Source organism: Paenibacillus dokdonensis (assembly GCF_004916975.1).
In the GTDB taxonomy this organism is placed as follows: Bacteria; Bacillota; Bacilli; order Paenibacillales; family Paenibacillaceae; genus Paenibacillus_AQ; species Paenibacillus_AQ dokdonensis.
Window position 1 is genome coordinate 708,878 of the sequence record NZ_STGQ01000002.1, and the last position, 25,257, is coordinate 734,134.

At 46.8% G+C, this 25,257-nt stretch carries 23 protein-coding genes, 1 tRNA gene, 1 rRNA gene, 2 riboswitches and 2 other annotated features (1 of these 29 running past the window's edge); of the genes, 16 read left to right on the forward strand and 9 right to left on the reverse strand.

Going from position 1 to position 25,257, the window contains the following annotated elements:
* Positions 1–832, forward strand: a sequence feature (most likely nonfunctional fraction of RNA operon) (it extends 193 nt beyond the left edge of the window).
* Between the two features lies 1 nt (position 833).
* Positions 834–1,694: a sequence feature (23S ribosomal RNA rRNA prediction is too short), on the forward strand.
* A 224-nt stretch (positions 1,695–1,918) separates the two neighbouring features.
* The 12 genes from rrf to E6W40_RS21280 all read left to right on the forward strand — a co-directional run bounded on the left by rrf (position 1,919) and on the right by E6W40_RS21280 (position 12,346).
* Positions 1,919–2,035, forward strand: a 5S ribosomal RNA gene (gene rrf / locus E6W40_RS21230).
* Positions 2,036–2,171: 136 nt separating this feature from the next.
* Complete coding sequence (locus E6W40_RS21235; protein WP_136607594.1) at positions 2,172–3,485, forward strand: S-layer homology domain-containing protein; 1,314 nt, start codon at positions 2,172–2,174, stop codon at positions 3,483–3,485.
* Between the two features lie 264 nt (positions 3,486–3,749).
* Positions 3,750–5,207 carry an IMP dehydrogenase gene (gene guaB, locus E6W40_RS21240; RefSeq protein ID WP_136607595.1) on the forward strand — a complete coding sequence of 486 codons (1,458 nt, stop codon included), beginning with the start codon at positions 3,750–3,752 and terminating at the stop codon, positions 5,205–5,207.
* A 231-nt stretch (positions 5,208–5,438) separates the two neighbouring features.
* On the forward strand, positions 5,439–6,746 hold the full coding sequence (locus E6W40_RS21245) for a D-alanyl-D-alanine carboxypeptidase family protein (protein WP_136608186.1): 1,308 nt from the start codon (positions 5,439–5,441) through the stop codon (positions 6,744–6,746).
* 140 nt (positions 6,747–6,886) lie between these two features.
* The gene (gene pdxS, locus E6W40_RS21250; protein ID WP_136607596.1) at positions 6,887–7,768 is read left to right on the forward strand and encodes a pyridoxal 5'-phosphate synthase lyase subunit PdxS; all 882 of its coding nucleotides are present in this window, start codon (positions 6,887–6,889) and stop codon (positions 7,766–7,768) included.
* 23 nt (positions 7,769–7,791) lie between these two features.
* A complete protein-coding gene (gene pdxT, locus E6W40_RS21255) occupies positions 7,792–8,370 on the forward strand; it encodes a pyridoxal 5'-phosphate synthase glutaminase subunit PdxT (protein WP_136607597.1) in 579 nt (192 codons plus the stop codon).
* Between the two features lie 260 nt (positions 8,371–8,630).
* Positions 8,631–9,917, forward strand: coding sequence for a serine--tRNA ligase (gene serS / locus E6W40_RS21260; RefSeq protein ID WP_136607598.1), 1,287 nt, complete (start codon positions 8,631–8,633; stop codon positions 9,915–9,917).
* A 77-nt stretch (positions 9,918–9,994) separates the two neighbouring features.
* Positions 9,995–10,083: transfer RNA gene (locus E6W40_RS21265), tRNA-Ser, on the forward strand.
* A 158-nt stretch (positions 10,084–10,241) separates the two neighbouring features.
* A complete protein-coding gene (locus E6W40_RS21270) occupies positions 10,242–10,586 on the forward strand; it encodes a hypothetical protein (protein ID WP_136607599.1) in 345 nt (114 codons plus the stop codon).
* Positions 10,587–10,606: 20 nt separating this feature from the next.
* The gene (locus E6W40_RS29590) at positions 10,607–10,783 is read left to right on the forward strand and encodes a hypothetical protein (protein ID WP_168929000.1); all 177 of its coding nucleotides are present in this window, start codon (positions 10,607–10,609) and stop codon (positions 10,781–10,783) included.
* A 21-nt stretch (positions 10,784–10,804) separates the two neighbouring features.
* Positions 10,805–10,963, forward strand: coding sequence for a small acid-soluble spore protein P (locus E6W40_RS21275; protein ID WP_136607600.1), 159 nt, complete (start codon positions 10,805–10,807; stop codon positions 10,961–10,963).
* A 300-nt stretch (positions 10,964–11,263) separates the two neighbouring features.
* Positions 11,264–12,346, forward strand: coding sequence for a hypothetical protein (locus tag E6W40_RS21280; protein ID WP_136607601.1), 1,083 nt, complete (start codon positions 11,264–11,266; stop codon positions 12,344–12,346).
* Between the two features lie 87 nt (positions 12,347–12,433).
* On the opposite strand, the gene tadA is transcribed toward E6W40_RS21280, so the two are convergent.
* Positions 12,434–12,940, reverse strand: coding sequence for a tRNA adenosine(34) deaminase TadA (tadA, locus tag E6W40_RS21285; RefSeq protein ID WP_281281493.1), 507 nt, complete (start codon positions 12,938–12,940; stop codon positions 12,434–12,436).
* Between the two features lie 343 nt (positions 12,941–13,283).
* On the opposite strand from tadA, the gene E6W40_RS21290 reads away from it, so the two are divergent.
* Both E6W40_RS21290 and rluF read left to right on the forward strand, forming a co-directional pair.
* Positions 13,284–15,578 (forward strand): ATP-binding protein, encoded by a 2,295-nt coding sequence (locus E6W40_RS21290; RefSeq protein WP_136607602.1) that lies wholly within the window; start codon positions 13,284–13,286, stop codon positions 15,576–15,578.
* Between the two features lie 14 nt (positions 15,579–15,592).
* Positions 15,593–16,297 carry a 23S rRNA pseudouridine(2604) synthase RluF gene (gene rluF, locus E6W40_RS21295; protein ID WP_136607603.1) on the forward strand — a complete coding sequence of 235 codons (705 nt, stop codon included), beginning with the start codon at positions 15,593–15,595 and terminating at the stop codon, positions 16,295–16,297.
* An 89-nt stretch (positions 16,298–16,386) separates the two neighbouring features.
* Here the strand turns inward: rluF and motB are convergent, their stop codons facing one another.
* Both motB and motA read right to left on the reverse strand, forming a co-directional pair.
* Positions 16,387–17,196, reverse strand: coding sequence for a flagellar motor protein MotB (gene motB, locus E6W40_RS21300; protein ID WP_136607604.1), 810 nt, complete (start codon positions 17,194–17,196; stop codon positions 16,387–16,389).
* Positions 17,180–17,980 carry a flagellar motor stator protein MotA gene (gene motA, locus E6W40_RS21305; RefSeq protein WP_136607605.1) on the reverse strand — a complete coding sequence of 267 codons (801 nt, stop codon included), beginning with the start codon at positions 17,978–17,980 and terminating at the stop codon, positions 17,180–17,182. The genes motB and motA overlap by 17 nt, the downstream gene beginning before the upstream one ends.
* 336 nt (positions 17,981–18,316) lie before the next feature.
* On the opposite strand from motA, the gene E6W40_RS21310 reads away from it, so the two are divergent.
* Both E6W40_RS21310 and E6W40_RS21315 read left to right on the forward strand, forming a co-directional pair.
* Positions 18,317–18,610, forward strand: coding sequence for a hypothetical protein (locus E6W40_RS21310; protein WP_136607606.1), 294 nt, complete (start codon positions 18,317–18,319; stop codon positions 18,608–18,610).
* Positions 18,611–18,800: 190 nt separating this feature from the next.
* Positions 18,801–19,106 (forward strand): 4a-hydroxytetrahydrobiopterin dehydratase, encoded by a 306-nt coding sequence (locus E6W40_RS21315; protein ID WP_136608188.1) that lies wholly within the window; start codon positions 18,801–18,803, stop codon positions 19,104–19,106.
* A 91-nt stretch (positions 19,107–19,197) separates the two neighbouring features.
* Here the strand turns inward: E6W40_RS21315 and E6W40_RS21320 are convergent, their stop codons facing one another.
* The 6 genes from E6W40_RS21320 to E6W40_RS21345 all read right to left on the reverse strand — a co-directional run bounded on the left by E6W40_RS21320 (position 19,198) and on the right by E6W40_RS21345 (position 25,180).
* Positions 19,198–19,557: a c-type cytochrome gene (locus E6W40_RS21320; RefSeq protein WP_136607607.1), complete on the reverse strand. Its 360-nt coding sequence runs from the start codon at positions 19,555–19,557 to the stop codon at positions 19,198–19,200.
* 156 nt (positions 19,558–19,713) lie between these two features.
* Positions 19,714–20,205: a GNAT family N-acetyltransferase gene (locus E6W40_RS21325; protein WP_136607608.1), complete on the reverse strand. Its 492-nt coding sequence runs from the start codon at positions 20,203–20,205 to the stop codon at positions 19,714–19,716.
* Positions 20,206–20,450: 245 nt separating this feature from the next.
* Complete coding sequence (locus E6W40_RS21330) at positions 20,451–20,942, reverse strand: C40 family peptidase (RefSeq protein ID WP_136607609.1); 492 nt, start codon at positions 20,940–20,942, stop codon at positions 20,451–20,453.
* 4 nt (positions 20,943–20,946) lie between these two features.
* Positions 20,947–21,084: riboswitch (cyclic di-AMP (ydaO/yuaA leader) on the reverse strand.
* A 386-nt stretch (positions 21,085–21,470) separates the two neighbouring features.
* Entirely contained in the window at positions 21,471–21,935 is a 465-nt protein-coding gene (locus E6W40_RS21335) for a C40 family peptidase (RefSeq protein ID WP_136607610.1), read from the reverse strand.
* A gap of 5 nt (positions 21,936–21,940) precedes the next feature.
* Positions 21,941–22,080: riboswitch (cyclic di-AMP (ydaO/yuaA leader) on the reverse strand.
* 266 nt (positions 22,081–22,346) lie between these two features.
* Complete coding sequence (locus E6W40_RS21340) at positions 22,347–23,180, reverse strand: hypothetical protein (RefSeq protein ID WP_136607611.1); 834 nt, start codon at positions 23,178–23,180, stop codon at positions 22,347–22,349.
* 11 nt (positions 23,181–23,191) lie between these two features.
* Positions 23,192–25,180, reverse strand: coding sequence for a M1 family metallopeptidase (locus E6W40_RS21345; RefSeq protein WP_136607612.1), 1,989 nt, complete (start codon positions 25,178–25,180; stop codon positions 23,192–23,194).
* Positions 25,181–25,257: the final 77 nt, after the last annotated feature.

The following is a 25,257-nucleotide window of genomic DNA, read 5'->3' on the forward strand; positions in this document are numbered from 1 at the left end:
TGCATCAGGGGTAGGGGAGCGTTGTATGCAGCATTGAAGGTATACCGTAAGGAGTGCTGGAGCGCATACAAGTGAGAATGCCGGTATGAGTAACGAAAAGATCAGTGAGAATCTGATCCGCCGAAAGCCCAAGGTTTCCTGAGGAAGGCTCGTCCGCTCAGGGTAAGTCGGGACCTAAGGTGAGGCCGAAAGGCGTAATCGAAGGACAACAGGTTGAAATTCCTGTACCACCGTAAACCGTTATGAGCAATGGGGTGACGCAGTAGGGTAGTGACGCGGACTGATGGATGTCCGTCTAAGCAGTGAGGCTGATGTGTAGGCAAATCCGCACATCGTAAGGCTGGGCTGTGATGGGGAGCGAAAATTATAGTAGCGAAGGTCATGATCTCACACTGCCAAGAAAAGCCTCTAGCCAGGTGAAGGTGCCCGTACCGCAAACCGACACAGGTAGGCGAGAAGAGAATTCTAAGGCGCGCGGAAGAACTCTCGTTAAGGAACTCGGCAAAATGACCCCGTAACTTCGGGAGAAGGGGTGCCCCGGTAGTGTGAATAGCACGAGGGGGCCGCAGTGAAAAGGCCCAAGCGACTGTTTAGCAAAAACACAGGTCTGTGCGAAGCCGCAAGGCGAAGTATACGGGCTGACGCCTGCCCGGTGCTGGAAGGTTAAGGGGAGTGGTTAGGGGTAACCCGAAGCTATGAACCGAAGCCCCAGTAAACGGCGGCCGTAACTATAACGGTCCTAAGGTAGCGAAATTCCTTGTCAGGTAAATTCTGACCCGCACGAATGGCGTAACGACTTGGGCGCTGTCTCAACGAGAGATCCGGTGAAATTTTAATACCTGTGAAGATGCAGGTTACCCGCGACAAGACGGAAAGACCCCATGGAGCTTTACTGCAGCTTGATATTGGATTTGGGTACGATCTGTACAGGATAGGTGGGAGCCTTTGAAGCCTGAGCGCCAGCTTAGGTGGAGGCGCCGTTGGGATACCACCCTGATCGTATCTAGGTTCTAACCTAGTACCGTCATCCGGTGCGGGGACAGTGTCAGGTGGGCAGTTTGACTGGGGCGGTCGCCTCCTAAAGAGTAACGGAGGCGCCCCAAGGTTCCCTCAGAATGGTTGGAAATCATTCGAAGAGTGCAAAGGCAGAAGGGAGCTTGACTGCGAGACCTACAAGTCGAGCAGGGACGAAAGTCGGGCTTAGTGATCCGGTGGTACCGCATGGAAGGGCCATCGCTCAACGGATAAAAGCTACCCTGGGGATAACAGGCTTATCTCCCCCAAGAGTCCACATCGACGGGGAGGTTTGGCACCTCGATGTCGGCTCATCGCATCCTGGGGCTGAAGTAGGTCCCAAGGGTTGGGCTGTTCGCCCATTAAAGCGGTACGCGAGCTGGGTTCAGAACGTCGTGAGACAGTTCGGTCCCTATCTGTCGTGGGCGTAGGAAATTTGAGAGGAGCTGTCCTTAGTACGAGAGGACCGGGATGGACGTACCGCTGGTGCACCAGTTGTTCCGCCAGGAGCATGGCTGGGTAGCTACGTACGGACGGGATAAGCGCTGAAAGCATCTAAGCGTGAAGCCCCCCTCAAGATGAGATTTCCCAGTATGTAAGACCCCTTGAAGACGACGAGGTAGATAGGTTGGAGGTGGAAGTGCAGCAATGCATGGAGCTGACCAATACTAATCGGTCGAGGGCTTATCCTAAAAAGTTTTCCGTAGGGAAACTTGCTTCGGAAGCGTTACGCTTTGCATCCGAGTAAGGGCTACGGAGACCGTTTCTAAACACACAAATTCGTTTCGTATCTAGTTTTCAGGTGATCAAACATCTGAACTGATTTTTAAGCTGCATGTCCTTTCTAAGGATGGATCTTTTGCTGGTGAGTCATCACCGAAGCGAAGACAGCGCAAAAATCCTGTTTGGTGGCGATGGCGGAGGGGTTCCACGCGTACCCATCCCGAACACGACCGTTAAGCCCTCCAGCGCCGATGGTACTTGGACCGAAGGGTCCTGGGAGAGTAGGATGCCGCCAAGCGAAGAACCACTGTTGATAACAATCGACGGTGGTTTTTTTGTGTTGTCTAGAATTATTTTTTAATAGAATTACATGATATACTAACATAATATAGTTAAATTATTCCTGATATATCATGAGAGAGGGGTAAGTACATATGAAAAATAGTAAAAGAGGCTTGGTATCAGCGCTTCTTACGGGTGTCTTGGTCATGGGGATTTCTCTACCCGCCTATGCGGCAGAATCGGAAGGGATTTCTCGCGGTGATTTTCTGAAATTGGTTACTTCTGATTTAAATATTGCAGGGACATCTTCTACACCACTTCCTAAGGATGTGGCGGTTGACTCTCCCTATAAAGATGCTGTAAGTGCGATGCTGGAACGTAAAGTAATTAAAGGATTCCCGGACGGAAGTATGCGTCCAAGCGAGTTGATCACCGGGAAAGATGCCTCTATGATTCTGGGAAGGGTATTGGGTTTTAAAGACGAAGAAAGCATTAAACGCCTACAATCTGAAATGGGTATTGATTGGCAGTCCCAACAGGTCCTAAATGCTTCCGATGTACAGTCTTCCTTGGCCAAGATACTTCGCAATGATCAGTCTGCGATTCAGCTGATGGATGCAGTACAGACGGAGATGGCAAGCCTGCACTCTTATGAATCCCAAGTTGGAATGTCTCTAAATATGCATTTTCAAGGCAATGATATGAATCAAAATAGTTTTAATAAGGATCTTCAAGACAAGAACAGCGATGAACAAAACTCTGTATCTATGAAGATGGCTGTCGAAGGACAGATTCATCTGGACGACAAACAGGGCATGATGGAAAAGATGACAATGAAGGATTTTATGGGATCCGGTGATATGGTGTCTTTAACGTATATGGTGCCAGAAGGGATCTTTACGCAAAGCCCTGATATGGGAACAGGAGAAAAGCAATGGATTAATATGTCCAAAGGAATGCCTTCCTTTGATCAGCTCATGAAGCTCCAAAAGGAAAATGCGACTCAGCTCAGCAGCCTCAATCAGAAGTATTTTATTTTCCGTGATTTGGGCAAAGACATCATTGAGGGCAAATCGTATGCGAAGGTGGCATTGTACGGTAAAATTCCTTCACTGAAAGGGCTGCTTAATGACACGCAAAGCTTGACCGGAATGGGTGATATGATGAGTTCTCTGCCAAGTGAAGGCCAAGCAGCCGTGGAGAATATGGGGGTGGCTGCCAACATTGTATACTGGATTGATGAAGAGACTCATCGTCTATATAAAGCCGATATGAATATGTCCTATACGATGCCAGCTGCTCAGGAAACACCGGAAATCTCGATGGACATGACGATGAACATGGGATACAGCAAGTATAATGAGCCACAATCGATTAAGCTGCCAGATGAGGCTAAGAAGGCTTTGACACTGGAGGAATACACGGCTCAAATGTCTGCAGCTGCACAGTCTCAAACAGGAAATTAATCATATTTTTGAATGAACCTTATGAAAATTGGACATCCCACCAAGGGATGTCTTTTTTTGAAGTGCTGTCTAGTACCAGTGGACATGTATTTGCAGGGATTAGACAGGTCCTTGTTCTGTTAGTTTTACCAGCCTCAATTCCTTGACAGCTTCACAGCGCCTTTGCTAAGATGGCAATAATATATTTTCAGAAAATGATTTTCAAGCCTTGCAATAAGGGTTTTGACGAATACAATACATGACAAATGAGGGGGAAATTCCGAGGTGTGGGAAGACAAATTCAGTAAAGAAGGATTTACTTTTGACGATGTATTGCTGGTGCCGCGCAAGTCTGAGGTATTGCCAAAGGAAGTGGACGTGTCCACAAGATTAAGCAAACATGTGAAACTCAACATTCCACTCATCAGTGCGGGTATGGATACCGTTACCGAATCAGCAATGGCTATTGCCATAGCAAGAGAAGGCGGAATCGGGATCATTCATAAGAATATGCCAGTAGAGCAGCAGGCCGAAGAAGTAGATCGTGTAAAACGCTCAGAAAGCGGCGTAATTACGAATCCATTCTCCTTAACACCTGAGCAATTGGTTTCGGATGCTGAGCAAGTGATGGCAAAATTCCGTATCTCCGGAGTACCGATTGTGGATGAGCAGAATAAGCTGGTTGGTATTCTGACGAACCGGGATTTGCGTTTTGTTCATGACTACAGCATTCAAATCAAAGAAGTGATGACCCATGAAAATCTCGTAACTGCACCGGTCGGCACTACGCTGGCGGAAGCGGAAGTACTTCTTCAAAAGCATAAAATTGAAAAGCTTCCTTTGGTCGATGACCATAACATCCTGAAGGGCCTCATTACTATAAAGGATATTGAAAAAGCGATCCAGTTCCCGAACGCAGCAAAAGATGCACAGGGACGTCTGCTAGTCGGTGCAGCTATCGGTATCTCTAAAGATGGATTCGACCGTGCTGAGGCATTGGTTAAAGCGGGTGTGGATGTGGTTGTTGTGGATTCAGCCCATGGACATCATATTAACATTCTGGATGCGGTTCGCGAGCTGCGTGGCCTGTATCCGGAGCTGACGATCATCGCAGGCAACGTTGCAACGGGTGAAGCGACTCGTGATTTGATCGAAGCCGGTGCATCTGTGGTGAAGGTTGGTATCGGTCCTGGCTCCATTTGTACGACTCGCGTTATCGCTGGTATCGGCGTACCGCAAGTTACTGCAATATATGATTGTGCACAGGTTGCACGTGAATATGGTATCCCATTGATCGCCGACGGCGGTATTAAATATTCTGGTGAAATTACGAAGGCACTTGCTGCAGGTGGACATGCCGTTATGCTTGGAAGTATGTTTGCCGGTACAGAAGAGAGTCCTGGTGAATCTGAAATTTATCAAGGACGCCGTTACAAGGTTTATCGTGGCATGGGCTCCATGGCAGCGATGAAGCAAGGTAGTAAGGATCGCTACTTCCAGGATGATGACAAGAAGCTCGTCCCGGAAGGCATTGAAGGACGTGTCGCATACAAAGGACCACTTGCGGATACGATTCACCAATTGATCGGCGGACTACGCTCGGGTATGGGATACTGCGGAACGAAATCTCTTGATGAGCTTCGTGAAGATACCCAATTTGTTCGTATTACGGGTGCGGGCCTGCGCGAAAGCCACCCGCATGACGTGCAAATTACCAAAGAAGCTCCAAACTATTCCGTATAATTCAGAAGGATGTTTGCATAAATCCAACATCTTCTTGTACAGACAGGTCGAATTTCGCCCTGTCTGTCTTTTTTTGCTTTATCCCCTGTGATAGAATAGAACAAGTAAGAATTTAAGTTAGGCAAGAGGGGAGTTATACATTCATTGAGTAAGCATTGGAATCGTCCAAGCCGGAAGGCGGGACAACAAAAACACAAACGTCATCTCGTTAAAAAGAGCATAGCTTCGGTTATGCTATTGAATATGCTGTGTCTATCCGCTCTGCCAGCAGCCATGGTATTCGCTGCTCCGGCAAGCACTGCTGCAACCAGCACCGCGACAAGCACTGCAAGCAGCATTCAAAAGCCTGAACTGAACCTGAAGTCCGCGGTATTAATCGAGCCGACAACGGGTCAAATTCTCTATGCCATGAATGCGGATGAGCCACTGCCTCCGGCAAGCATGACCAAAATGATGACGGAGTACATCGTCGCCGAACAGATCAAGCAAGGGAAGCTGAAATGGACGGATCAGGTCACCGTAGGCAAAAACTCCGAAAAAACCATCGGCTCGCGTATTTTTCTTGCTGAAGGGGACGTACATACCGTAGAGGAACTGTACATAGCGATGGCTGTTGGATCCGCAAACGACGCAACGGTAGCACTGGCCGAGAAGGTATCGGGAACCGAGCAGGAGTTTGTGAAGCTGATGAACAAGACCGCTCAGGAAATGGGTATGAAGACGGCCTATTTTATTAATGCAACTGGTCTTGACCGAGCTGATATGCCGAAAGAGTTCCGGCCGGATACCGATAAAGAAGACGTCATGTCGGCAATGGATGCGGCCATTCTGGGCAAGCATATTGTTACCGACCATCCGGATTATGCCAAATATACTTCGATCCAATCATATAAATTCCGTGAGCGGGATAAAGCTCCAATTATTAACTATAACTGGATGCTGGAAAGCAACAAGAATATTCAGAATTTTAAAGCTTATGCTTACCCGGGGTTGGATGGTCTAAAGACAGGGCATACGCAAAACGCGGGCAACTGTTTCACTTCAACGGCAGTCCGTAACGGTGTGCGCCTGATCGGCGTTGTCATGGGGGCCGATTCCGAGGCACACCGCTTTACGGAAACCAAGAAACTACTCGATTACGGCTTCGATAACTTTGAAGTCAAGCAGGTTGTGGCCGGCAAGTCCAAGGTCGAAGGGCTTGATACGGTTCCTGTGAAAAAAGGTGTGGCAACCAGCGTAGGTGTAGTAACCGATGCGGATGTCAGCTTCGTGGTGCCGAAGGGTGCCGAAGTGAAGGGTGTTCAGTTTAAAACCCAACTCGAATCTGAAGACAAGCTGGTAGCGCCGATTAAGAAGGGAACCAAAGTTGGCACGATTACTTATTCGTACAAGGCTGAGGGGATGGATCAGACTCAGACCAAAACGGTCAACCTGGTGACTTCCGATGAAGTGGAAAAGGGCAGCTGGTTCCGTTTGTTCTTCCGTGCAATCAAAGATATGTTTGGCGACCTGTTTAACGGGATTAAAAATCTTTTTTAACATATCAGTAACTGCGTTCTGAAAAGAAGTAAGAGGGTTTTCTTAATTTCGAGTTAGTCAAATTGAATGTGGAACTGTAATTTCCTATCTGCTTTAGAGGGAAAACAGATGACATGATATACATTTCGGGAGGCGTAGACATGGAAACGGGAACTTCGAGAGTTAAAAGAGGTATGGCAGAAATGCAAAAAGGTGGCGTCATCATGGACGTCATGAATGCTGAACAGGCAAAAATTGCTGAAGCCGCAGGTGCAACAGCGGTTATGGCTTTGGAACGCGTACCATCCGATATTCGTGCAGCTGGCGGCGTAGCCCGTATGGCTGACCCGACGATTGTCGAAGAAGTGATGAAAGTGGTATCCATCCCGGTTATGGCAAAAGCCCGTATCGGTCACTTTGTGGAGGCTAAAGTGCTGGAATCTCTGGGTGTGGACTACCTTGACGAGAGTGAAGTATTGACTCCGGCTGATGAAGTATTCCATATCGACAAATGGGATTTTACCGTTCCGTTCGTTTGCGGAGCCAAAGATCTGGGTGAAGCGCTACGTCGTATCGGCGAGGGTGCATCCATGATCCGTACAAAGGGTGAGCCGGGAACAGGCAACATCGTTGAGGCTGTCCGCCATATGCGCTTTATTAACAGCCAAATCCGTAAAGTACAAAACATGTCGAAGGACGAGCTTTATGCCGAAGCGAAAAACCTGGGTGTGTCTTACGACCTTCTCGTTGGCGTACATGAAAACGGCAAGCTGCCAGTTGTAAACTTTGCTGCTGGCGGAGTGGCAACACCAGCTGACGCGGCGCTTATGATGCATTTGGGTGCAGACGGCGTATTCGTAGGCTCCGGTATTTTCAAATCGGATAGTCCTGAAAAATTTGCCCGTGCGATTGTTGAGGCAACGACTCATTTCCAAGACTACAAGCTGATCGCTGAAGTTTCGAAGAACCTGGGCGCGCCGATGAAAGGCATCGAGATTTCGAAGCTGAGTCCGTCTGAACGGATGTCGGATCGCGGCTGGTAAACGAGAGAGAAGGCTAACGACATATGAAAATCGGGGTATTGGCACTTCAGGGTGCCGTAGCAGAGCATATTCGCAGCATTGAGCTTGCAGGCGCAGAAGGCGTCGCGATTAAGAAGAAGGAAGAGCTTCAGGAGATTCAGGGCCTGATCATTCCTGGCGGTGAAAGCACGACAATCGGCAAGCTGATGCGTAAATACGATTTTATGGATGTCATACGCCAGTTCTCCGCAGAGGGTAAGCCTGTTTTTGGAACCTGCGCGGGCCTGATCGTGCTTGCCAAATCGATAGAGGGTCAGGAAGAGGCTCACTTGGAGCTGATGGATATGACCGTAGCCCGTAATGCCTTTGGACGCCAGCGGGAGAGCTTTGAGACCGACCTGGACATCAAAGGGGTCGATGAGCCGGTCCGGGCTGTGTTCATTCGAGCGCCGTTGATTCGCAGCGTGGGAGAACAAGTGGACGTAATATCCTCTTACAACGGTGAGATCGTAGCGGCGAGACAAGGGCATCTGCTGGCTTCCTCATTCCATCCGGAGCTCACCGATGATTACCGGTTCCATCAGTATTTCGTGGATATGGTAAAGGCCAGTCGAGCGTCATAGAACCCTGCCTTTAAACCGATATATAACATGACAAACACCTTGACTCTTTTTATGATATCTAAAGACCCCAATAGGGTAAGCTTTAGATAAGGGGAATGATACAGCTTGCCTCTGCCGATGCGAATCGGATGGCAGGCTGGGCATCTCCACAAGGGTCGGGGTTATTTTTTTGGTATGTCTGCAAACGGGAGTAGATCTTAGAAGATTTTTTAGTTTTATGAAGTAAGGATACATGCAAGATTCTTAGGAGGAATTGTCCAATGCTGGATGTCAAAATATTACGGGGCGACTATACAAAAGTCGAACAGGCGCTGAAGAACCGCAACAAATCGCTGGATTTGATCGCAGGTTTTCCTGAACTTGATACGCGCCGCAGAGAACTGCTGCAGGAAAGTGAAGCACTGAAAAACCGCCGTAACATCGTGTCGGGTGAAGTAGCTAAACGGAAAAAGAACAAGGAAGACGCGGAAGAATTAATCCTTGAGATGCGTGAAGTGTCAGATCGGATCAAAGCCATGGATGAAGAAGTCCGTGAGCTTGAGGCTTTCATTTCTGATCTGATGATGGCGATTCCCAATATTCCACATGAGTCGGTCCCTATTGGGGCTTCTGAAGAGGAAAATGTGGAAGTGCGCCGCTGGGCAGAGCCAAAGGAATTCGATTTTCAACCCAAGGCTCACTGGGACGTTGCACAGGCGCTGGACATTCTTGATTTTGAAGCAGCAGCCAAAGTAACGGGCTCGCGCTTTACCTTTTATAAGGGACTTGGGGCGCGTCTGGAACGTGCTCTGATTAACTTTATGATGGATCTGCACAGCAGTGAGCATGGTTATGAGGAAATGCTTCCGCCTTATATCGTAAATGGAGACAGCCTGCGTGGCACAGGTCAGCTGCCGAAGTTTGAAGAGGATCTATTCAAAATCCGTGACACGGACTATTACCTGATCCCTACTGCTGAGGTGCCTGTAACGAACTATTACCGCGATGAAATTTTGTCGACAGAGGATCTGCCGAAGCATTTTGTTGCGTACAGCTCTTGCTTCCGTTCTGAAGCCGGTTCGGCAGGTCGTGATACCCGCGGACTGATTCGTCAACATCAATTTAACAAGGTAGAGCTGGTGAAGCTTGTGTCTCCGGATTCCTCTTATGAAGAGCTGGAGAAAATGACCGCCAATGCTGAGCATGTGCTGCAGCTTCTGAAGCTGCCTTACCGCGTGTTGGCGCTTTGCACAGGTGATATGGGCTTCTCCGCCGCAAAAACGTATGATCTCGAAGTATGGCTGCCTGAGAGCGGTATGTACCGTGAAATCTCATCATGTTCCAATACAGAGGACTTCCAGGCTCGCCGGGCGAATATCCGGTTTCGTCCTGAACCGAAATCCAAGCCTGAATTTGTGCATACACTGAATGGTTCTGCGCTTGCAGTCGGCCGGACGGTCGCTGCCATCCTGGAGAATTACCAGCAGGCTGACGGCAGTGTGGCAGTACCAGAGGTACTGCAGCCTTACATGGGCAATGTGAAGGTTATTAGTCCTAAAAATAAATAAAGCTTGATCAATAAAACAATCTGTGGTAAGATATTTTTGTTACGCTTTATGTAATTGAAAAAATTCTTTTACCACCTGGAGAGGTACCGAAGCGGTCATAACGGGGCGGTCTTGAAAACCGTTAGGGGGCAACTCCACATGGGTTCGAATCCCATCCTCTCCGCCATATATAACAACGACAGAAGTCATTCTTTAAAAGAAAGGCTTCTTTTTTTATGCCGTTTTTCTTCTTGGAAAACAATTCGGCTCGCGCGATGATGCTTATAATAACGAATAAATTTTTAAGCTTCTCCGCACATTAAAGTGTAGGGGAGGTGTGATGAAATGAACCGAGACTTTCAACTGAACCAAAACCAGTTAGTCCATGCCTGGCAGTCGCAGCTGCCGCAGAACCTTGATCCGTCGGATTCCGCCCAGGTCCTTGCTGATGAGGCGAACCCTTATGCCCTCAGAATCCATATTGATTCCGCAGGGCGCCAATTGTACTCCTTTGACTTCCAGTGCTCTTATATGGATACGCGCGAAGTGAAGGTCGATTTGGTGGACGTGGAACGGGATGGAAGAACGGTGGATGAGCGGACTGAGATCATTCAGGATATGGCACAGGGGTATTCCCGTCAGATCCATGAATGCGCTCAAGCGCTCCATGATGTGACTCATCACTCTTAAAAGGGAAATGAGGGAAGAAGATGACTAAGGCCAAACCCGGACTGGATAAGAACCTGAGCAATGTCATTGATGAGCTGAACGAAGCACCTGTAAATAGTCATCATGCTCAGCAAATCCAGCAGGACGAAAACGATCGCCGGCATGAAGACGCCCGCAATCATCGCAAGCCTACGGATCTGACACATCCGCATTCTTAATCCAAAATGGGGGGAATACCGATGAGCAAACCAAAAGCCATTCCCGTACCTGAAGCCCAGAGGGAAGACCAGCGCGAGCATCACCGGAACAACGGTGGAAACTCGATGCAGGAGCCGCTTTCTGGCTCGAAAAAGGTTAAAAACCGTAATCATGTGGATCATTTGAATAAAGAGGGCTAAAATCTCTCGCAAAATTGGAAACGACAAGAAGCATTCCAGCAACCGCTGGAGTGCTTTTTTGTTGAAATTTTATGATCTTTATATGTGAAAAAATACGTAGCAGCTGTCATTTTTCGTATTTTTGCAACCTCATAAGAATCGTTCCGTATTACAAAATGTGAGCTCACGCAACAGGAAAAAAAGGAAATTACTTAATTTGCAAACATAAAATTTCCAGAAATCTGTTTCAGTTAAGATTAAAATCGTTTATGATTAATAGGTGTGTTATCGTTTTAGAGAACCGAGAGGAGAGAGAAATCCATGAACAAGAAGTTTGCTATCCTGATTCTTACACTGCTCATGTCCATGACGGTGGTCCTTGCAGGATGCACGAGTAAGCAGGAACCGAAAGACGCGATGAAGAGCGCAACGGGGAATGCGATGAAGATGACTTCATATGAAATGAAAAGCAAGGTGGTCATTAAAGATTTGAAGGTAACCAGCGCGGATACTGAAAACACGTCGGCTACCGAGCAAGTAATGAGCATGCTCAAAAATGCGGAATTGACAGTTGATGGGGTATATCAAAACGATCCGATGCAAACTGAGCTTACCATGGGTATTAATCTGAAGGGCGATATGTCCATGAGCTTTAATATTCCAATGGTAATGACTAAGGAAAAGCTGTATGTTAAAATTCCAAGCATTCCAATGCTGCCACTTCCGGAAGATGTGGTTGGTAAATATCTGGTGCTAGATATGAAGGAACTGGCTGAGCAAGAGGGAACGAAATTTAATCCGGATTCAATGGATACGAAGAAAACACAGCAGCTCTCCAATGAAATCATGAATACGTTATACGGTGAATATGACGGAAATAAATACTTCAAAGACATTAAAGTTAAGGACGCGAACCTGCCTGAGGGTGTAGATGCTAAGCAAGTGGTTCAGTTCTATGTAACCAACGAGAACGTGAAGGAAGCAGCGGAAATCTTCGTGAACAAGGCGATGCCTAAAATTCTGGATATCGTCGCGAAGGATGAGTACCGTGAAATGCTGGGTCTGACAAAAGAAGATATTGATAAAGCGAAATCAGATCTGAATTCGGCGAATCAGGATGAGCTCAGCAAAGGGCTGAACGACCTTAAGAATTACCTGAAGATTAACCAGTTTAACGTGAATACAGCCATTGACAAGAAGGACTTCCCTTCCTACCAGGATGCTGTTGTCAACGTTGAGATGAATGACCCTGAAACAAAGGATAACATGATGCTTTCGATGGAAATGACGAACCAATACAGCAAGGTTAACGAAAAACAAACCTTTAAAATCGGCATTCCAAAAGACAGCGAAGTTATCACTATGGATGATCTCCAAAAACAAATGGGCAGTGCGTCTTACTAAGCGCTGAAAACCGATACAATAAAAAGCCTGGCCGGGATGAACCCGGACCAGGCTTTTTCCATTTTGGGATTCACCGATAAGATGTTTTTATGACTTCCCACGCAGCTTGCGAAAAAACAGGGTTAGCATGGAGGAGCATTCCTCCTGCAGTACACCGTCAATAACTTCCGTACGGTGATTAAAACGCGGCTCTTGCAGCAGATTCATCAGTGTACCGGCGCATCCAGCCTTGGGATCTCCAGTTCCGTATATCACCTGCGGAATTCGAGACTGAACAATGGCTCCTGCACACATGGGGCAAGGCTCAAGCGTCACGTAAAGACGACAATCGAGTAAGCGCCAGGCTCCGATGGTTTGGCTGGCTTCCCGGATGGCCACAATTTCCGCATGTGCGGTGGCATCCTGTGAGGTTTCACGGAGATTGTACCCCCGTCCGATAATTTCCTCACCGCGCACAATAATGGCCCCAATCGGAACCTCGCCAATGTCTTCAGCCAGTTTAGCCTGCACCATGGCTTCCCTCATCCAGTGCTCATGCACAATTTTATCCACAGTTTCATCCACAGTTAGGGGATGCTTCTGCTGTTCTTTCAAGGTTAAAGACCTCCTCTTGTCAAAAAACGGTTTATTCAGCGAACAAATATTCGGTTGTTAACATGCTGTGTATATTTTTGTGGATAACAATTTCGTTACTCACAGATTTATCCACAATTATTCCTTGATAAAATGTGGATATGTGCATAAGGTGTGCAAATCATCTTCTTATTTTAGAGAAGGATTAGCCGAATATCAATCTAAAGTGATTAATTTCCGATTTTTCCGGGTTATAAGAAGCGATCCAGTTTTTACGGCAGTCTTTTCAAATGAGAGGGTTTGGAGTTATGATGAAAGGTGTATTTATTTAGCTTCAAAGCTTTACTTGCCAAGAGGTGGTCCTTTGTCCATTAAAAATAAAATAACCCTCATCATGTCTGGCTCCTTGCTGTTGATACTGCTTTTATACATACTTCTTAGCTTCTACACGACCCAAGCCAATCTGAAGAAGGACAGTGAGAGCAAAATGCTCATCGCTGCCAGGCAAGTCGCTGCATCTATTGAGCAAAGCCGATACAGTTCAGATTATGTCGAGCGCCAGATCGGCGAAATGCTTAGGATGGCCTCGATATTGGCAGCCAAGGAGCTGCCGGAGGATTATCATGATATCGACAACAATAAGCTTAAAAAGTTGAGCCAGGAAGTAGGCGTAACCGATATTTCCCTTATGGTACGCACAAGAGAAGATGTGGTCATTATTAAATCCTCTGATCCTAAGGAAATAGGCATGTCCACACAGGATTGGGGATTTTGGTTCACTGCATTTAAACAGCTGTTTAACATGCAGAAGGTTACGGTATCCCAAGGAATGTATATAGATAAGTTTTGGTCAGGCCCTTTTGAATATTCAACATCAAACCCTGGTTACATCGACAAATGGGGCTATTACTATGATGGCAAGCGAAATTATATGATTGACCCTTATATCAGAAGCGATGCCGTCAACGATTATGCTAAGATGGTAAGTCCAGAGGCTGTCCTGGACAAGACCAAGGCAGTGAACCCGCAAATTTTGGAGATCACATGCATTAATCCGCAGACATTTGGCAATGAGAACATGGCGGACAATGGATTTGACAGTTTTAATATAAAATTGCGAAACCGTCCAATTCAGTACGGTACCTATAATTACGGAGATTTATCCAGGGATAAACAAGCCGTATCCCAAGCCATTAAAACAGGATCCAATGTTGTATTCGATACCCGCATTCATGGGAAGAAGGTAATTAAAGGTTTCATTCCGGTCTTTAATCCCGATCAATCGGTTTATATTATCAGTATTGTCATGGACTATCAGATCATTTCACAGATCCTTCATGAGCAGTTATTTAACTACATTGCGATATCGGCGGTCCTGCTTTTGGTTGTTATCATTGGTAGTTATGTACTGGCCGGCTATTTTATCCGCCCGATTAAGTCTATTCTGGTGAAGGTCAGGGATGTATCGGAAGGGCATTTCGACACACCCCTTATCATCAACAGCAAGGATGAGCTGGGTCTGCTGTCCTCGAAGATTAACACCATGACCGCCAGCTTAAGCGATTACACCAATCAGCTGAAGCAGGCAGTAGAGGAGAACAAATCGGTAAAAGATCATTTGGAGTCCATTATCCAGCAAACGGCGGATGCGATCCATACCGTTGATTGGTCAGGCCGTGTTCTCCAGGTTAACAAGGCTTTTGAGAATCTCTATGGCTGGAGCAGCTCCGAGGTGCTCGGCAGGCGTTTGAAGATTGTTCCCGACTTCCTGGAGGAGGAAGAGCAAAAAAGGCTGAAAGCGCTACGACTAGGTGATCAGCTGCCTCCATCGGAAACCCTGCGCCTGAAAAGAGATGACACTCTGGTAGAGGTAAGTATAAGTACGGCTCCTGTAAAGGATGAGGAAGGCAATATTATTTCTTTTATTAGCGTCTCTAGGGATATGACAGAACGCAATAAGATGGACGAGCTCCTGCGGCGCTCTGAAAAGTTGACTACGGTGGGGCAGCTTGCCGCAGGCGTAGCGCATGAGATACGAAATCCACTGACGACCCTGCGGGGATTTTTGCAGCTGCAGCGTGAGAATAACCGCTTATCACCACTCCATAATGAAATTATGCTGTCGGAGCTGGATCGGATTAACCTGATCGTTAGCGAGTTTCTGATTCTGGCCAAGCCGCAGGCCATCCAATTCCAGGTGAAGAGCATCCGGAGTATTTTAAATGATGTGATTTCTCTTCTCGACAGCCAGGCACATTTATTCGGCATCGAATTTAAATTTGAATTTGAACATGAGAACTTCAAAGTGCATTGCGAAGAAAATCAGATGAAGCAGGTCTTTATTAATATCATCAAAAACTCGATTGAAGCTATGGAAAACGGCGGTGTCATCAGAATAGAATTATTCAGATTAAATCCTGAGGAAATCGGGATAACCATTACCGACCAGGGCATTGGTATTCCGAGCCATATCATGCCGAAGCTGGGTGAACCCTTCTTTACCAGCAAGGAAAATGGTACCGGCCTTGGGCTCATGATCAGCCAAGGTATTATTGAAGGCCATAAGGGGATGATGGAAATATTCAGTAAGCCGGGACAAGGAACCCGGGTTGACATCATATTGCCTGTGGCAGGAGATACAGAACAGACCAAATCATAAGGGGGAAGAACCCATTGCGGATTAACAAATTTATTAGCGAGACGGGGTTCTGCTCCCGTCGCGAAGCGGATAAGTGGGTAGAGAGCGGTAAGGTAACTATTAATGGCGAGACAGCGGTCCTCGGCAGCCAGGCAAAGGAAGGGGATGATGTACGCATTGACGGCCGTCCTCTGAATGAGAAGAAAAAAAGCCATGTCTACATTGTCCTGAATAAACCTGTGGGCATTACGAGTACGACAGAGCAGCATATCAAGGGCAACATCGTTGATTTTGTAGGGCATACCGAGCGGATCTTTCCGATCGGAAGGTTGGACAAGGATTCGGAAGGGCTCATTCTCATGACCAGCGACGGAGATATCGTCAACAAAATACTGCGGGCCGAGGGCAAGCATGAGAAGGAATATATCGTGACGGTTGATCAGCCCATTACGACCTCATTCCTAACGGGGATGGCCGGAGGTGTGAAGATCCTCGGCGAGATGACACGCCCATGTATAATTACGCGTATATCCGAGCGGGTGTTCAAAATCATTTTGACAGAAGGGAAAAACAGGCAGATTCGCCGAATGTGCAGCGCCTTTGGATACAGCGTACGGAAGCTTCAGCGTATCCGGATTATGAATATCACCCTGGGATCTCTCCCGAAGGGAAAGTGGCGTGACTTGACCGATGCCGAGAAAAAGGAACTCAGTGGTTTGCTCAATTACGAGCTTCAGTAGAGGCCATACGCGTTAAATGATAAAAATAACGATTAAAAGCTGTATTTATCGTATATAACGAATAATACAGCTTTTAGCTTTTTAAGTTGTTATTTGGTTTTATCCGATGTTTGCTGTGCTTCATCCGTATATTTACGGATGATGGACACTTCAACACGGCGGTTCTTCGCCCGGCCTGCGTCCGTCGCATTAGAAGCGATAGGATGGAATTCTCCATAAGCAGTTGAAGTGAATTTCACCGGATCAAGTTTTGTATTTTGCAGTAGAATCTTCATAAAGTGAAGCGCCCGGTCGGAGCTTAAGTCCCAATTGGAGGCATACTCACTGTTAGAGATTGGCATATTATCCGTATGGCCCGACACGACTACATTATAGGTTGGGAACTGCTGCAGCATATTGCTGATCGCTCCAGCTAATTGCCGGGATTCCTGCTTCACGACAGCGCTGCCTGATGCGAAGAGCGCGTTGTCACTAATCGTAATCGTCAGCTGGGATTGATTCAGCTTCGTATTGAGCAGAGTGGTCAGTCCATTATTGTTAATATATTGATCGAGCTGCTTTTTCAGCTTCTCCAGGTCTTCTTGTTCCTGTTTCGCCAGCTGGGATTTCTGTTTTTGCTTATCGGCATTGTTTACGACATTTTCCTCGCTGTTTTTCTTGCCTTTATCGAGGTTTTTGTCCGAAGGCAGGGCCGAGCTGAAATTCAGAACTCCGTTGCCGGTACTGAGCGCTGTGTTAAAAGCCGCACTCATTTCTTCGAATTTTTTGTTATCCGTGGCGCTCATCGCGTACATCACGATGAACAGCGCCAACAGCAGGGTCAAAAGGTCGGCATAGGGAAGGAGCCACGATTCATCGGCATGCTCCTCATGAGGCTCATGTCTAGTCTTTTTGCTCACCTGCAGCAGCCTCCTTCTCATTCATTTGAGCGCGCTCGGAAGGGGTTAGGAAGACAGATAGCTTTTGACTGATCGCAATCGTGGAAACCCCGGATTGAATGGACAGCAGTCCTTCGATCATCATGAGTTTCAGTTCGATTTCCTTCTTGGATAAGCGTTTCAGCTTGTTGGAAATCGGGTGCCACAGCACATAGCCTGTAAAAATACCAAGTAGTGTCGCGATAAAAGCCGCACCAATCGCATGCGCCAGTTCGCCCATATTCTCCATTTTGGTCAGGGCGGCGATCAGGCCGACAACGGCCCCGAGCACCCCGAGGGAAGGAGCATACATACCGGCTTGGGAAAAGAGCAGTGCACCCGCACGGTGCCGTTCTTCCGTAGCTGTGATATCTTCCATCAAAACATCACGTACAAAGTCCTGGTCATTGCCGTCGATAATCATCCGCATGCCGTTCCGCAGGAAGTCGTCATCGATCTCCTCCACCTTGGTTTCCAGGGCAAGAAGTCCTTCACGGCGGGTAATGGACGCCCATTCCATGAACATGGTAATTAAATCACGGCGCTCCACCAGTCTTTGCTTAACAAATACCATTTTCAGCAGCTTAGGAAATTTCTTAAGCTCTGACATTGGAAAACCAATAAATAACGTAGCGGCCGTGCCCCCGAGAATAATGACATAAGCGGCGGGGGTAAGCAGAGATATCAAAGGTGCCCCTTTGAGTATCATGCCGACAAAGACCGAGACCAAACCGAGTATCAGGCCGATAATTGTTGAAATTTCCATTGCACACCTCATCCATGAGAAATAAAATTGAATCCTTTCGTGCACCATGTTTGCATCCTTGCAAAATGATGTGCTGCACCAAAAAACGTAATATATTATTTATCGTCAGGATTCTCTTTTTTTTTAAGGGGATTTTTCCGTTATAATGAAACAAAGGGGTTCATCAGTCCTATCATCGCTTGGTTAAAACGGCCAATATACAAGCACTAACCCTATATAAAATGAACTATAGATAAAACAAACGTTCATTAGCGGCAGAACAATCGGGATAATTGAAAGCAAACGGAGTTGCCTGCATAGTTCAGGGCGATATGTAACCAGACGGAGGGAATAGCTATGGGAGTAAAGCATGGGCGTGATTATGACGGAATTTTGAAGGATCTGACGAATGCAGTGGGTGAGATCCCTGACAGCTATCAGTTTTTTGAAATGGAAGAAGGCGAATGGCAGCAGCTGAGTCCCGATGAGAAGCGGGAGGTCCATGAGGCGCTGGCGGAAGATCTCTTTTATGGTTTGGGTACTGAGCCTGTTATTGAAGTTGGAAGCGGTGTCGTCATGTATGACAAGGATAATCACCGCATTAACCTGTTGATCGGGGATGAGGAGCTGACTGTAGTCCCACTCATCTAGTCCATGGGCCGAATGGATTTTTGAATACCTGGCGTGTTAAGATATAACAAGTGCTTGGCCTTGAGGACGGCCATATTCATAAATATTTAATGACCGGAATACAATGGAAAAAGCTAAGGAAAGCCAGGTAAAGACACATCCTTTACGCTCTCGAATGAAGGGTGTTTGGTTTCAGGGAGGAAATAAGAATATGGTTTATACGCAAGAAGAAGTGGAAGCACATTTAGCGAAGTTGGAAGGCTGGGAACTGGAAGAAGGGCGCTGGATCGTGCGCAAATATATTTTTTCCAACTTTATGAAGGGGATTTCATTTGTCGACGAGGTTGCGGCGATATCTGAAGCCTTCGATCATCATCCTTTTATCTCGATTGATTATAAGAATGTAACATTACGCCTGACGTCCTGGGATGACGGCGGTATTACCGCCCTTGACATCAAGGAAGCGCATCAGTTTAATGAACTGTTCGAAAAGATGCGCTCAGGCGAGAAACGTTAGACGCAGGCGTTCGCACAGCAAAAAACACGCTTCGTTAAGACCTCACGGTCTCGAAGCGTGTTTTTCTATTTCTTCACAAGAAGAAGGATCATTATTTTTTGGCTGCGAGCCACTGGGCTACGTTGGCAATTTCTTCACTCTTCAGCTTGTCTTTGAATGAAGGCATGCCGCCTTTACCTTTAGTAACGATCGTATAAATTTCTTCGGCAGAAAGCTGGGAGCCGATTTTTTGCAGGTTAGGTCCGACACCACCCTGCAGTTGGTCACCGTGGCAGCTAATACAGCTTTGGGCTTTAATCGTTGCTTCAGCCGCTGTAGCATCCATGGTCACTTCAGGCATCGTTGGTTTTTGTTCTTCAGCTACTTGTTCTTTGCCAGGCAGCGTAAACATGAGCACGATGGCAAATACACATGCGATCGCTAACACACCGCTCAAGATCCATTTTTGCATCCGTTTTCGTCCTTTCTATGTAAACTACGGTTCTTCATTTCTTCATTATAACGGAACAAGCCGGTACATCAAATAGTTTGTGACAAAAAGGTAAACGAAAGCAGCGGAAAGGCCATTAAAAATACACAATTTTGTACCATTTATCATTGACGCAATTTAATCCTCTTTATAGACCATGCAGTGAAAGCGGCCGACGCCTTCCGGTGTCTGCCTTTCATAAGTATCGGTAATCTCAAATCCTGCCTTAAGGTAGGCGCGAATGGCACGTTCATTCCAGTCTTGGACCTCCAAATCTACAGGCAGTCCGGCATAGCGTGTTCTCGCTGCCTGGACGATAGCATATACAAAGCTTTTACCCAGTCCGTGACCGCATAAATCAGGCCTCATGCCGATTCCGAGCCGGACTACATTCACCATGGGGAAGAGCTGCGCAAAGCCGCATAGAGCCATCTCAGCGTCCAGAACAGACATATACTGCTGTCTCCGTACTTCAGGATCTCCAAGCTCAATTCCAAGCGCCTCCATTTGCTCCCAAGGAAGCCAACCATAAACCCGGTCGTAAGGTGGTTCATATCTCCAACTGCAGCACATCTCAGCTTGCTCATGATTCATGGGAACAACGGTGAAAACATCTTCTGAAACGCTCATAGCGTAGGCCCCCTTTTGTTAGAGAAAGCGCTGATCATTAGGATTTGAAAATATTTTAAAATATATTCCTTGCGTTTGTCATTTCACATGTTTATTTGCCAGTAGGAGGGGTAAAGAAATAATGTAGGCAGTACACTGGTAATTAAATACAGAAAAGATGCCGACAAAAAAACCCGCTACTTGAGATTTCGGCAAAAATCTCAAGGTACGGGCTTTCGTTCAAACCTGGCAGATGCTAAAAGGCATTACTGCACGTCATCATTGTCTTCGGAATCAACGGCGGCGGTTTGATAAGTATCCGTGCTCATGACTCGTTTCGCGCCAACGTAGCGGTTGACGTAGTAGCTATCACTTAGCGAGCTAACCATAACTCCGCGGGATGTAGAGGCATGTGCAAACTTTCCGTCGCCGACATAGATTCCGACATGGGAAACGCCTGCGCCAGAGGTATTGAAGAATACAAGATCTCCTGCTCTCAGGTCGCTGCGGGAAACGGCCGAGCCCATACTGAACTGCGATCCGGATTGATGCGGCAGGTTAATACCCAAATGCTTGAATACGTATGCTGTAAATCCGGAACAGTCGAAACCACTCGTCGTAGTTCCTGCGGTTTTGTATTTCGTACCGATAACATCATCAATGACTTTGTCCATTTTGGAGTCTGCGAAAGCGCTTCCGGCTCCAACGGTAAATACGATTGCAAAACTCATGACTGCTGCTGCAAGCTTCTTTTTCAAAAAAATATACCCCTTCCGGTGCCTGCGAGGTTAGCTTAAGGATTCGGTAGAAGGTCCCCTATGATCCCTCTGTTGCAAGATCAATTCACCCGTAATGGTTCCCCCGCTTCCCTAGTGTGAGGAAATTCGGCATATATTCTCTACACTATATAAATCAGGAAACGTTTCTTTATCAAACGGTTCTGCAAAGATTACAAAGTTGTTACTAACTCACTGGGACTATTGTAACAAAGGATTTTTAATTTGGCAATTGTTTCTATCATTAAGAAGCAAAAAAAATCAAATTTTTTTAGAAATAAGGGAATATTTGGTTGATTTTATAGGAAAATATGTTTATTTGTTGATGGAATGGGTAATTGAGGGGTAAGCGAGAAGAGATATTTCAAGCTTTAATAAATTTTTTTATGAAAAGTTGTTACCTTTTAGCCGTTTCATACGTCTAATAGGTAACAAGAAACCCGCGGAGGGGATTTCGGCAAAAATCTCCAGCGCGGGCGTGTAAGTGCTTCGTATGTTTATGGGTAAGTATTAGTTGTAAACAGCTGCTTTATATTTAGCAGTGCTCATGACTCGTTTGGCGCCAATGTAGCGGTTGGCGAAATAACTATTGCTTAGTTTGCTGATTGTAACACCCTTGGAAGAGGATGAATGTGCAAAATTTCCATTACCAACGTAGATTCCGACATGGGAAACGCCTGCGCCAGTCGTATTGAAAAATACCAGATCTCCAGCTCTTAGGTTGCTCTTGGAGACTGCGGTGCCTGTTTTAAACTGGGCACTGGATTGGCGTGGAATGGAAACACCCAGCTTTTGAAATACATAACGTGTAAAACCAGAACAATCGAACCCGTTTGTGGTGGTTCCGCCGGTTTTGTAAGTAACCCCGATCGTTTTATGGACAACATTATTTAGTGATGAATCCGCGAATACGCTGGTTCCCATCGAGAACATAAGTGTTAAGCCAAGTGCGGCTGCTGCAAACTTCTTTTTCAAAAACATAAACCCCTTCCGATTGCCTGCGAGGTTAGCTTAAGGATTCGGTAGAAGGTAGTCCCCTATGATCCCTCTGTTACGAGATCAATTCACCCAAAGTGGTTCCCCCGCTTCCCGGTGCCAAGGAATTCGGCCTTGATCAAGCACCTGAAAGTGACTGGTGGCATGGTATCTTAATTCATTGGTATTTGTTGTTGAAATTCGTTTACAGCACAATTTGAATAGTTACAGTAATTATTACAAAGTTGTTACTAAGTTCGTACCGGATTATTGTATCAGAGGAATGCCGCTTTGGCAAATACATCCGGCACTTAAAAACAAATAAAACCCCATCCCTTTCCATGCGAAAGGGTGGGGTTTTTCTTCTATCAAGGGATTGAAGTGATGACAAAAAATTAACCATTAAAAATTTTATTTTTCTATATTTTTGTGAGCTTGGTGATGCCATAGATCAAACTTGGCGGAAATACCCCATAATCTCATCGTACAACTGATTAGATGATAGCCTTGCTGGAGAATGAGCGCGATAATCCCGGCCCAGATCAGTGAGATGCCTGTACAGAGACTAAATAGGAGCAGACTTGTTATACCAAGCACAATCGAAATACCGATTAAAGGCGCCGCGCCGCGCAGACAATGCCATAAGGGAGCAAGGAGGCCGGTACCGCTGGTCTTGCCAAACTGCATAAAGAGATTGAGCTGATGAATGATATAGCTGTACAGGAGCCATGCTGCTGCATAAGGAAGGATTTGCAGGACAAGGGTTTGCAGCTGCATACCGTTCAGCAGAATTTCATAGATCTTAGGAACGATCCAATAGGCAGGTGCCGCAATCAATATCCATTCCACCAGGTGGAATAAAAACACGGTCTTTCCATGGCGTTTCATCCCCTGGAAGAAGTACAGACCAATTTCACCCTCGCGTTCCCGGTGCAGTCCGTAGAAGATCCCAGCATGGATGAAAGGTGTGGCCAGCATGCGCAGCACGCACATGGAGATTAGGATCCAGATGTACGTATGAACGGTTCCGCTCGTGGACAGGCTCATTTTGCCTTCAATATAGTAGAGCAGCTGGCTCAGCTCATTGGGTGGTGGATCAGGATAGCGCATGAGCAGCGGAACGACGGCCGAATGGACCAGACGGTACAGGAAGTATCCCCAGATCAGCTGGTACAAAAAGAGAATGATGACGATATAGAATTGATTTTTAAGACTTTTCCAGCCATTTAAAATATGGGATTTCACCAGTTCTCACCTCACCAGGACAGACTTCCAAGCAGAGTCTCAATCAGCTTGGTGATGCTCAAGTTCCAGCGGATCAGCACCTTGTTATCCATATCCGCCTTTAGATAGTTGTTAATATGCTTGTTCTCCATCACAATCGAGTATTTCGGATCAACCATTGCCCAAGCCAGCGGCGCGCTGTATTCCAGCTTAAACTCGGCGCTGTCACCAGTTCCGTTCCAAACCTTGTTCAGCGTATGGCCGTCGGTAAAGGTGAACATGATCGGAACCTCAGGGTAGTCGCCACCTTTTTTCGAAATCTTGACGGTGGATTCATAGACAGGTGCTGTATCGTTATCCTTTTTGTGTACAGAAATGGAGTCTACAGCGAAATCGGCCATCTGTTTGCCGTATACATACTGGTCAAAGAAGGTTTGCCATGATTCACGGGTGACCTGCTCGACCACCTTTTGGAAATCAGCTGATGCAGGATGCTTGAACCGATACTTTTTAGCATAGGTGCTCATAATTTTACTCATGGTCTGCGAGCCGACCTGCTGTTCCATCCCTTTCAGAAGCAGCTTGGCGCGGTAATATACATTGAGCGCGTATTGATCCTGTGAGCCGTATTTCCATGCCTCTTGCGTTAAAGACATGGGTGAGGAGATGATTGAGGCTTGGATCGGCAGGTTTGGTATTACACCATACTCCTGCTCCATGAGCTTATCCTCAGCATAAGAAGTGAAGCCCTCATCCAGCCAAGCCTCCTCAAACTCATTGCTGGCCAGCATGCCGTAAAAATATTGATGTCCGATCTCATGGATGACCGTCCGCTCCAGATCGTAACCGGGCGATTCATCTTTGGCGCCGAAGGCTGTTACCAGCGTTGGATATTCCATCCCGCCAGCCCCGTTGCCTGATTCAGGCGGAACGACTATGGACAAGGTAGAGTAAGGGTATGAACCATACCATTTACTGAAGTATTTGAGAGCAGCTTTGGCGGCGAAGAAATATCTCTCCTTCAAGTCTTTATGAGCAGGGTCCAAATAAAGCTTGATCTTTACGCCCGGAACCTCGGCAGAGGAGAAGGGCTCCTCAGCGACAACAAAGTTTGGTGACGCTGCCCAGGCAAAGTCATGAACATCGTCGGCATAGAACTGATAGATTTTTTCGTTGTTGCGAACCTGTGCGGACTGTACAGGAAATCCGGTGGCGGCGACGGTATAGTTGTCCGGTACATGAATGCGGACGCTGTAGATGCCAAAGTCAGCATAAAATTCGGAGTTTCCATGGTATTGATGCAGATTCCAGCCCTCTGTCGTCCGCCCCCTCACGCCCGCAGGCTCGTAGACACTGATTTTTGGGAACCACTGTCCGGCCATAACAAAATCGTCTGCGACACCCATTCTGGCGAATATTTTGGGGAGCTTGACCTCAAACTGGATGCTGAGCGTGATGCTTTCTCCACCCTTGACGGGTTTGGGAAGCCGGACTTTGACAAGAGTCTTGTCCTTTGCGTTGCCGTCATCAGGCTGGACATACTGGATACGATGCATAAGTGAAAGGCCTTCAGCAGTTTTCATATCGGTAATGATCATGGAGCCAAAGCCATCCGCAGGCATGGAGTCATTCCGGAGCTTGCCTCCGGATTCCTTCATAAAAGTGGAGTCCATGGATGAGAAGGCGTTGGGATACAGATGAAAGTAAAGCTCGTTCACCGTTTTTTTACCGGGGTGAGTCCATGTCAACGTCTGGGTTCCTTTGATCACACGGTTCCCCGGATCGAGTGTCGTGTCGATGTGGTACTCCACAACCCGCTTGCTGAGAATCTCAGCCGTTGGTTTCTGTACGCTCTCTTGCTGAACGATCGGAGTGGATACCTTGGGAGGCTTGGCCTGATCCGGAGCATAGGAAGGCTGGGTTTCCGGTGTATCCCTGAAGAAGAGCCACCCTGTTCCCGCGAGCAGGATACAAAGGGCGAGTAACGACGAAATGACGATTTTGGCGCGTGCTGGAGCCATATACGAATACCTCCCGTTGACAAGCATCTAAAGCATGTATATGTTGGCTTTCCAGCGATTATTAGTTAAAATAAAAT

Coding starts and splice junctions, on each gene's coding strand:
- E6W40_RS21280 (WP_136607601.1), top strand. CDS start 11,264: ATGAACAAGAAGTTTGCTATCCTGATTCTTACACTGCTCATGTCCATG.
- pdxT (WP_136607597.1), top strand. CDS start 7,792: ATGAAAATCGGGGTATTGGCACTTCAGGGTGCCGTAGCAGAGCATATT.
- E6W40_RS21245 (WP_136608186.1), top strand. CDS start 5,439: ATGCTATTGAATATGCTGTGTCTATCCGCTCTGCCAGCAGCCATGGTA.
- E6W40_RS21310 (WP_136607606.1), top strand. CDS start 18,317: ATGGGAGTAAAGCATGGGCGTGATTATGACGGAATTTTGAAGGATCTG.
- E6W40_RS21315 (WP_136608188.1), top strand. CDS start 18,801: ATGGTTTATACGCAAGAAGAAGTGGAAGCACATTTAGCGAAGTTGGAA.
- E6W40_RS21325 (WP_136607608.1), bottom strand. CDS start 20,205: ATGAGCGTTTCAGAAGATGTTTTCACCGTTGTTCCCATGAATCATGAG.
- E6W40_RS21345 (WP_136607612.1), bottom strand. CDS start 25,180: ATGGCTCCAGCACGCGCCAAAATCGTCATTTCGTCGTTACTCGCCCTT.
- E6W40_RS29590 (WP_168929000.1), top strand. CDS start 10,607: ATGACTAAGGCCAAACCCGGACTGGATAAGAACCTGAGCAATGTCATT.
- pdxS (WP_136607596.1), top strand. CDS start 6,887: ATGGAAACGGGAACTTCGAGAGTTAAAAGAGGTATGGCAGAAATGCAA.
- E6W40_RS21275 (WP_136607600.1), top strand. CDS start 10,805: ATGAGCAAACCAAAAGCCATTCCCGTACCTGAAGCCCAGAGGGAAGAC.
- E6W40_RS21320 (WP_136607607.1), bottom strand. CDS start 19,557: ATGCAAAAATGGATCTTGAGCGGTGTGTTAGCGATCGCATGTGTATTT.
- E6W40_RS21270 (WP_136607599.1), top strand. CDS start 10,242: ATGAACCGAGACTTTCAACTGAACCAAAACCAGTTAGTCCATGCCTGG.
- E6W40_RS21235 (WP_136607594.1), top strand. CDS start 2,172: ATGAAAAATAGTAAAAGAGGCTTGGTATCAGCGCTTCTTACGGGTGTC.
- motA (WP_136607605.1), bottom strand. CDS start 17,980: ATGGAAATTTCAACAATTATCGGCCTGATACTCGGTTTGGTCTCGGTC.
- serS (WP_136607598.1), top strand. CDS start 8,631: ATGCTGGATGTCAAAATATTACGGGGCGACTATACAAAAGTCGAACAG.